Annotated in this window: 11 protein-coding genes (1 of these 11 only partly in view); 9 read left to right on the plus strand and 2 right to left on the minus strand. The window is 31.6% G+C overall.

Translation table 11 applies throughout. The annotated features are described in order from the left end of the window. Positions 1-179 precede the first annotated feature (179 nt). Positions 180-689, plus strand: coding sequence for a DUF3575 domain-containing protein (locus DPIF8902391_RS00185; RefSeq protein ID WP_101906670.1), 510 nt, complete (start codon positions 180-182; stop codon positions 687-689). 114 nt (positions 690-803) lie between these two features. Here the strand turns inward: DPIF8902391_RS00185 and brnQ are convergent, their stop codons facing one another. Next, positions 804-2,084 (minus strand): branched-chain amino acid transport system II carrier protein, encoded by a 1,281-nt coding sequence (gene brnQ, locus DPIF8902391_RS00190; RefSeq protein WP_058884021.1) that lies wholly within the window; start codon positions 2,082-2,084, stop codon positions 804-806. 147 nt (positions 2,085-2,231) lie between these two features. Here brnQ and DPIF8902391_RS00195 point away from each other — a divergent pair, with 147 nt between their 5' ends. Both DPIF8902391_RS00195 and upp read left to right on the plus strand, forming a co-directional pair. Continuing rightward, positions 2,232-3,011: an alpha/beta fold hydrolase gene (locus DPIF8902391_RS00195; RefSeq protein WP_172504699.1), complete on the plus strand. Its 780-nt coding sequence runs from the start codon at positions 2,232-2,234 to the stop codon at positions 3,009-3,011. Positions 3,012-3,166: 155 nt separating this feature from the next. Next, positions 3,167-3,820, plus strand: a complete 654-nt coding sequence (gene upp / locus DPIF8902391_RS00200) for a uracil phosphoribosyltransferase (RefSeq protein ID WP_058884023.1) — start codon at positions 3,167-3,169, stop codon at positions 3,818-3,820. Positions 3,821-3,822: 2 nt separating this feature from the next. Here upp and DPIF8902391_RS00205 read toward each other — a convergent pair whose 3' ends face one another. Further along, complete coding sequence (locus DPIF8902391_RS00205; RefSeq protein ID WP_172504700.1) at positions 3,823-4,725, minus strand: DUF6427 family protein; 903 nt, start codon at positions 4,723-4,725, stop codon at positions 3,823-3,825. Between the two features lie 42 nt (positions 4,726-4,767). Here DPIF8902391_RS00205 and DPIF8902391_RS00210 point away from each other — a divergent pair, with 42 nt between their 5' ends. From DPIF8902391_RS00210 to DPIF8902391_RS00235, 6 genes are all read left to right on the plus strand, one after another. After that, the gene (locus tag DPIF8902391_RS00210) at positions 4,768-4,986 is read left to right on the plus strand and encodes a DUF6341 family protein (protein WP_058884025.1); all 219 of its coding nucleotides are present in this window, start codon (positions 4,768-4,770) and stop codon (positions 4,984-4,986) included. A 12-nt stretch (positions 4,987-4,998) separates the two neighbouring features. Continuing rightward, positions 4,999-5,670 carry a tRNA (guanosine(46)-N7)-methyltransferase TrmB gene (gene trmB, locus DPIF8902391_RS00215; protein WP_058884026.1) on the plus strand — a complete coding sequence of 224 codons (672 nt, stop codon included), beginning with the start codon at positions 4,999-5,001 and terminating at the stop codon, positions 5,668-5,670. Between the two features lie 10 nt (positions 5,671-5,680). Beyond that, positions 5,681-6,007, plus strand: coding sequence for an MGMT family protein (locus DPIF8902391_RS00220; RefSeq protein ID WP_058884027.1), 327 nt, complete (start codon positions 5,681-5,683; stop codon positions 6,005-6,007). A gap of 493 nt (positions 6,008-6,500) precedes the next feature. Further along, positions 6,501-7,631, plus strand: coding sequence for an Mrp/NBP35 family ATP-binding protein (locus DPIF8902391_RS00225; protein ID WP_172504701.1), 1,131 nt, complete (start codon positions 6,501-6,503; stop codon positions 7,629-7,631). Between the two features lie 21 nt (positions 7,632-7,652). Then, on the plus strand, positions 7,653-7,889 hold the full coding sequence (locus tag DPIF8902391_RS00230) for a NifU family protein (RefSeq protein ID WP_058884028.1): 237 nt from the start codon (positions 7,653-7,655) through the stop codon (positions 7,887-7,889). 202 nt (positions 7,890-8,091) lie between these two features. Then, positions 8,092-8,406, plus strand: the beginning of a protein-coding gene (locus DPIF8902391_RS00235; protein ID WP_172504702.1) for an NAD(P)/FAD-dependent oxidoreductase. 705 nt of this gene lie beyond the right edge of the window; the window shows 315 of its 1,020 coding nt (coding positions 1-315); it begins with the start codon at positions 8,092-8,094; the stop codon falls past the right edge of the window.

Here is an 8,406-nt window from a genome sequence, read left to right on the forward strand (position 1 = left end):
ATTATTTTTAGTAAAGAAATTTTTTATTAAAGATAAACAGCAAGAAGGCTGCGCTACGAATTGCGATTGCTCTTCATAGAAAAGAGTGTCTAATTTTGTTTTGAAATAAACAATTAATGTATTTTTGTGGTATTATAATTGATTATTTAGTTAAAATACAATTCATTTAAAATTAAAACATGAAAAAAACACTTTTAATAGCGGTACTTTTTATCGGTTCATTTGCACAGGCACAACAAGAAGTTAAGGTAGATCTTTTAGATGCTTTGGCGCTTAAAACAGTAGAAGTTTCTTATGAATATTACACAACTGAACGATCATCAGTAGGGCTTTCAACATTGATTAATTTTGAAAAAAAATCCAAAGATTTTAGATATAATGAAAACTGGATGATTACGCCTTATTTCCGTCATTATTTTACAGATAATAGCAATTGGAATTATTTTGGAGAGGTTTTTATGGGAATTAACGGTGGCGAAAAAGACAAAAAAGTTGAAACAGCGGGAGTTGTTGAAAACATAGAAGAAAAATATACCGATGGTGCTTTAGGTTTGGCAATTGGATCTAAATATGTGTCATCAGGTGGTTTTATACTTGATGTTTATGCAGGTTTAGGAAGAAATATGTTTACCTCAAAATCGCCAGTTGTTGTGCCTAGAGTTGGTATCAATTTAGGATATAGGTTTTAGAAATTTTATCTTTTTTGATAAAAAATCAACAATATAAAGTTAAATAAAAACCCCGATATATCTTTTGAAATATGTATATCGGGGTTTTCTATTTCTAGTGGTAAAAGCCTTGTTTTAAGCGCTTTTTTGTTTTTTCATCTGAAAAATATTTGCTACAATAAAACTGATAATCGCAGGTAAAACCCATCCTAAATTATGGGTTGCTAGCGGAATAAAACTTTTGATAGGCGCTAAAAGTTCTTTATCAATAATAAAATCTAAAACATCAGGAATACTAAAAAATAAGGTAACAAAAACCACTGCTTTAAAAACAATTTCTGAAGCATATTTATCAGCCAATAAGTTTAAAATAATTAAAACAATAGTGGTCGGATAAACAAGCATCAAGGCAGGTAAGGCAATATTTATAATATATTTTACGTCAAACTGCCCAACTAAAATACCTACAACACAAGCAAAAATAGCAGTTGCCATATAGGCTTTATCCGAATTTTTGCAAATCCCTTTTATATAATCTGCTGTTCCTGTAATAAGCCCAACCGCTGTTGTAAAACATGCCAAGGCAACCAAAACACCTAAAAATAAGGTTCCAATATTTCCTAAAGTTTGCGAACTCAAAGTACTTAAAACTTCTGAACGAGTGGCATCATCGGCAAAAACAGTGTTAAATAATGCGCCGTTATAAATAAGCCCTGCGTAAATAACTAAAAGCCCTAAACCTGCTATAAAACCTGCTTTGGTAATTAAATCTTTTTTAACCTCGAAAGAGGTATTTTTATTAAAATTCATCGAAACAACCAGCACGCCACCAACAACCACGGCACCAATAGCGTCAAAAGTTTGATAACCTTCAAGCAAACCGCTTACAAAAGGCGCATCGAATATTGAGGGGTTCATAGCGCTTGGCGTGGTAAATATTCCGACAACAATAATGGCTAATAATATAAATATAATTAAAGGAGTTAAAAACTTTCCTAATAAATCTAACACTTTATTTCTGTTCATTACAAAAATAAAAACCAAGCTGAAATATAGTAAACTTGTTATTAAAGAACTGCTTTCAAAATAAGGAGCAATTGCCATTTCGTGAGTAACCGAAGCGGTTCTTGGTGATGGTAAAGCCACGGCAATAGCATAGACAATTAGGCAGTAAGCGCTACTAAAAATAGGCGATACTTTTTTACCAAAATCGTACATGGTTCCTTGTAGTTTTGCGTGGGCTAAAATTCCTAAAATAGGAATAAAAACGGCGGTAATAAAAAAACCAAGAGTTACCAAACTCCATAAATCAGCGGCATTTTTTCCTAAATAAGGAGGTAATATTAAATTTCCTGCGCCAAAAAACATAGAAAATAAAGCGAAACCTGTAACGTATATATCTTTCGTTTTGTTCATTTTTAAGTACTTTTATAAATATAAATAAGGGTGAAATTAAACCTAAAATCAATTAAAAATTAAAGGGGTTCAAAAGTATTAAAACTCTTCAAAAAACAATGCTTTTTTTTATATAAAACACCCTAAAATAGTAGTATTTTAAAATTTATGGAAAATTATATAATTTATAAAAATATTAAAATTTTTTACACCGAATCAGGCAAAGGAAACCCCCTTGTTTTATTACATGGTTTTTTAGAAAGCTCAAAAATGTGGGAAGATATGGTTTGTAATTTATCAAAAACAAATCGGGTAATTTGCATTGATTTATTGGGGCATGGAAAAACCGATTCTCTTACTGAAATTCATACAATGCAAGCAATGGCTTTGGCGGTAAAATCGGTTTTAAAAACCTTAAATATTGAGCAATTTCATATAGTTGGTCATTCTATGGGAGGCTATGTGGCATTGGCGTTGGCTGAAAAATATCCGAAGGAAATAAAAGGAATATGCTTGTTAAATTCAAGCGCAACATCCGATGATCAAAACAAAAAAAAGTTACGTGAAAGAGCTTGTAAAATGGCAAAAACAAATTATGAAATTTTGCTGAAAATGTCTATTTCTAATTTATTTACAGCAAAAAATAAGGCAGATTTTCCAGCAGAAATAGCACAAACAAAAAAAGAAGCTTTTAAAATTACGGCTCAAAGTTATATTTCGGCAAGCCAAGGAATGCGCCTAAGAGCAAATACCGAAGCCGTTTTACAACGCATTGAAAACCGTTTAATTATTGCAGGAAAAAATGATGCAATATTAAATTTTAAAGAAATTTCCGAACAGGCAAAGCGCACAAACACACCTTTACACAAGCTTAGTGGCGGGCATATGAGTCCTATCGACAATAAAAAAATATTGTTAAAAATCCTTCAGAAATTTATTACAGATTAAGTTTTTTTGAAGCAATTTCCCGCTTTCCGCACTCGCTTTTTTTGTTTTTTAAAAGGAAAAACAAAAAAGAGCTCAAACAAATGCTTCAATCGGGGCTAGGCATTGTGCTTTATTTTATAGTAGATTTTGTAAATTAGCATCAAACTATTTTAAACATGCACATTGATCACTTAGCCAAAGAAACTTCAATTTTAAATAAATTTTTAACAGAAATAAGAAGCGTTGAAATTCAAAAAGATTCCATGCGTTTTCGTAGAAATATTGAACGAATTGGTGAAATATTAGGCTATGAATTAAGTAAAAAACTAGCCACTAAAACCAATCAAGTTACAACACCTTTAGGCGTAAAAGAAATAGAAACACCTGTTAACGATATTATTTTATGCTCTATTTTAAGAGCAGGATTGCCTTTACATAACGGGTTGTTAAATTATTTTGATGATGCCGAAAATGCTTTTATATCGGCATACCGTCATCATCCGAATAACGATGACGAATTTGAAATTGTAGTAGAGTATTTTGCCTCGCCATCAATTGAAGGGAAAACCTTATTATTGGTCGATCCTATGCTTGCTTCGGGGCGTTCGTTAGTAGCGGTTTACGATGCTATAAAAAAATATGGAACACCAAAAGAAATTCAAATAGTATCGGTTCTTGGTTCATCGGAAGGGGTAGAATATATTAGTAAATTTTTTCCTGAAAACACCCATTTATGGATTGCCGATATCGATAATGAATTAGACGATAAAGGATATATTGTACCAGGTTTAGGCGATGCTGGCGATTTAGCTTTTGGTACAAAAATGTAATATCATAAAAAATTAGCGATTATTGAACAGCTAAAAAACAACAATAATACGGCATCGGAAATCCAACTTTTTTGAAACAATTCTATTCCATTGGCTAAAACAATGGCTATCGGAAAAAAGAGAAATAACAATTCGGTGCCTGTTTTATGCGGTATTAAAAGTGCCGTAATTAAGGCAATAAATAAGTGAATACAGGTTAAAATCCAATTTTTTCTAAAGGTATTTAGTACCGATAATGCTTTTGGTGTTTTTAAAATAAGTGCATAAAATACTAAAACAGCTATAAATAGTATTGAAAATAAATGCTTTTTAGTTAAGTAAAAGTCAATATTATACGATAAATTCCAATCAAATAATTGGTAAAAAAGTGGCATTTCATTGTACCAAAAACAATAAGTAAAAAACAAAAAAATAACACTTATAAAGCCAATAAAAGGAGTTAATAATGTTTGATAAGTAAAGTGTTCGTGCAGGTAAATAGCGGTGTATAATAATACGACAAAAAGCAAGGAGTAAGGCTCTATTAAAAAAGAAACCCCAAGCCATAACCCACCGTCAAATAGCTTAAATAAGCTGTTTTTAGACGATTGTAAGCTGTAAACTTTTCGTGAAAAAAGTAAGATACTGAAAGCCACTAAAAAAGTTTTATCAAGACGAATAGCTTCAGGAAAAAAACCAAGAAGTAATACAAAAAATAAAAAGGCGTAAGAGTTGTCAAAGGTTAATTTATTTTTAGTAATTATAAAATTGAAAACACTAAAAATAAGCAAGATACCTATTAGTTCTTTTGCTGTTTCTAAGGAAACTTCTTTGGTTGCTAAGCTAAATGAGAAGTAACTTAAAAACAGTGCGAAAAGCACTATAAAATTAACAGGTTTTGATTTACCGAAAAAATTGGCTAACATAGTTTCTTTTTATACTTTTGCAAACATAAAGATAATCAAGTTATGTTAGGATTAAATATTTTTAGATTAATTGCAGATTTATTTACTTTTATATTACAACCTTTCAAATGGTTGCGATTAGAAGTTGCAAAAGGTGACTTAGGTTGGTGGACTTCAAATGCCGTTAATTGGGTGTTTGTTTTTATCTTAATACTATTATTTGGATACTGGATGTGGCAATCGGCTACTTTCTTGAAAAAAGGAACTGAAGATAAAGCTTAATTTACAGACACATTGGGAAGCAAAAACAAACTGAAACGTTTCAAAGAAAATGAAACGTTTACAAACGTACTTCAACCTACGAGAGAAGAAGTAACAGGAAATTTTTCTTTAAAAGGAAAGTGGAACACCTTCTTTAAAAACGACAATCCTATAGTTTTAGAACTTGGTTGTGGTAAAGGAGAATATACCATTGCCTTGGCAGAAAAAAATCCAGATAAAAATTTTATCGGTATTGATATTAAAGGGGCTCGTTTTTGGCGTGGTGCTAAAACAGCTATCGAAAACGATATGCAAAACGTTGCCTTTATTAGAACCCAAATAGAATTAGTTGACCACATTTTTGCTGAAAATGAAGTTGATGAAATTTGGATAACTTTCCCTGATCCGCAAATAAAATATCAACGTACAAAACATAGAATGACCAACGCGACATTCTTAAAAAGATACGATCATATTTTAAAACAAGACGGTATCATGAACTTAAAAACCGACAGCGAGTTTATGCACGGTTATACTTTAGGTTTATTACATGGAGAAGGGCATGAAATTTTACATGCAAATCATAATGTTTACGTAAATGAAGGAGCGCCAGAAGAAGTAACTTCTACGCAAACTTTTTACGAAAAACAATATTTAGAAAAAGGGAAACCTATTACTTATATCCGTTTTAAGTTAAAGTATTAACTTTATTTACGTGAGTAGTAATCAAAATTTTTTCGAAAGAGTTTACCAAGTATCAAGGTTAATTCCTTACGGAAGAGTAACTAGTTATGGCGCTATTGCAAGGTATTTAGGAGCAGCCAAATCGGCACGAATGGTAGGTTGGGCAATGAATAATTCACATACCAAAGATGTTCCTGCACACAGAGTTGTAAATCGAATTGGTTTGCTGACAGGAAAACATCATTTCGAAGGAACAAACCTGATGCAGCAATTATTAGAAAGCGAAGGAGTTATTGTTATTGACAATCAAATACAAAATTTCGAAACTGTTTTTTGGAATCCAATAGATGAATTGTAAGCGGCTTTTAATTAAAGCTCAAAAGAATATAAATGATATAAAAATAGGATTAAATCAATAATGATTTAATCCTATTTTTGTTTTTATAAAGGTAAAATATGCACTTAATATAAATAAACTCTAAGAGTTTGTTTAAAAATTAAAGAAACTGTCGGTTCGAGTGATTTTTTTCCTTCAAATTCCTTTTAGTGATTAAAATCACTCGAATTGATAAAATTGACAAGAATCATTAAAAAAAGAGGGAAGAACTACGGCAAATCAGGAAGCGAAACTTAAGCTAAAATTCCTTTGACAGATTCGATTTCTTATTTTTCTGTTACAAAAATTAGTTAGATGAAATTTAAACAAGTTCTAACCATTTTATGTTTTTTGCATTAAAAATAAATTATAAAATAGAATTATTGCATCATAAATTTTCACAATCTAAAGCCTTTATTTTCTGCGGGCTAAAATGTATCTTTGTAACTTAGCATTAATTAAATTAAATACTCAAATGAGTTTTAAAAAACAAGATATATACAAAGCTTTAGAAACAATTACAGCTCCAGGAGAAGGTAAAAGTTTAGTAGAAAGCGAAAACATAAAAAACGTCGTTACTTTTGGTAAAGAAGTAATTGTTGATGTAACCATTTCAAACCCATCTTTACAAGCAAAAAAGAAAGCTGAGGTAGAAATAACCAAAGCAATTCACACAAACGTTGACGCTACTATTGAGGTAAAAGTGAATGTAAAAGTAGAGGTTGTTCAAAAAGAAAACCCGAACGAAATTAAAGGAAAAGTAATTCCTAATATTAAAAATATTATAGCAATCGCTTCAGGAAAAGGAGGTGTAGGAAAATCGACCATAACCTCTAATATGGCAGTTTCTTTAGCTAAAATGGGCTTTAAAGTAGGTGTTTTAGATGCCGATGTTTACGGACCATCACAACATTTAATGTTTGATGTGGCTACTGAAAAACCATTGTCAGTAAAAGTAGATGGGCGTTCAAAAATGAAACCTATTGAAAATTACGGCGTAAAATTATTATCATTAGGTTTCTTTACCGACCCTAATCAAGCTGTAATTTGGCGAGGACCAATGGCATCAAAAGCATTAAATCAATTAATTTTTGATGCAGATTGGGGCGAATTAGATTTCTTATTAATCGACTTACCTCCAGGAACAGGAGACGTACATTTATCAATCGTACAGGCAGTGCCAATCAACGGAGCCGTAGTAGTAAGCACCCCACAAAACATCGCCTTAGCAGATGCTAAAAAAGGAGTTGCAATGTTTCAACAAGAAAGCATTAATGTACCTGTTTTAGGAATTGTTGAAAACATGGCATATTTTACACCAGCCGAATTACCAGACAATAAATATTACATTTTTGGTCAAGGCGGAGCTAAAAATTTAGCAGAAGATATTAAAACAAGTTTCTTAGGTGAAATACCATTAGTACAAAGCATCCGTGAAGCAGGTGACGTAGGGCATCCAGTAGCATTGCAAGAAAATACGCCGTTAGAAAATGCCTTTAAAGACGTAACAAAAGCAATGGTTACCGAATTGTTAAAAAGAAATGAAAATTTACCAGCTACCGAAGTGGTTCGTATAACCACTATGAGTGGTTGTAGCACTAAATAATAATAATTCAAAAGCAAGAGTATGACAGCAACAGAAATACAGCATAATGTAGAGAAAGCTTTAGAAGAAATCCGTCCTTTTTTAATAAGCGATGGCGGAAATATTAAGCTTTTATCTATAGAAAATAATATTGTAAAAGTTCAATTAGAAGGAGCTTGCAGCGGTTGTTCTGTAAACCAAATGACCTTAAAAAATGGTGTTGAAGCAACTATAAAAAAGTATGCACCAGTTATTGAACAAGTAATTAATGTGGCTTAAAAAGCTGATTTTTATCATTTTTAGAGTCCTATAAACGTATTATTTTTGGGCGTTCGGGCGTGCTTTCGCTACTCGCTTTTTTTAAATAGAAAAAATTTAAAAAAGAGCTCAAACAAACCGCTCAATCACTAACGCATTGAATAGTTACCAAAAAATAAAATCTCACAGAATTTAAAGTCTGTGAGATTTAAAACAACAACAAATGATTACAACAGATATCTTAATAATAGGGGCAGGTCCAACAGGATTATTTACTGTTTTTGAAGCAGGACTGTTAAAATTACGCTGTCATTTAATTGACGCATTGCCACAACAAGGCGGTCAGTGTTCAGAGATTTATCCAAAGAAACCAATTTATGATATTCCTGCATATCCAGAAATTTTAGCAGGCGATTTAACGCATAAATTAATGGAACAAATTAAGCAATTTGAACCAGGATTTACCTTAGGAGAACGTGCTGAAACTATCGAAAAACAAGAAGACGGAAGTTTTATTGTAACCACCAATAAAGGAACA

Origin of the sequence: Tenacibaculum finnmarkense genomovar ulcerans, from assembly GCF_900239495.1 — a bacterium.
Lineage (GTDB): Bacteria > Bacteroidota > Bacteroidia > Flavobacteriales > Flavobacteriaceae > Polaribacter > Polaribacter ulcerans.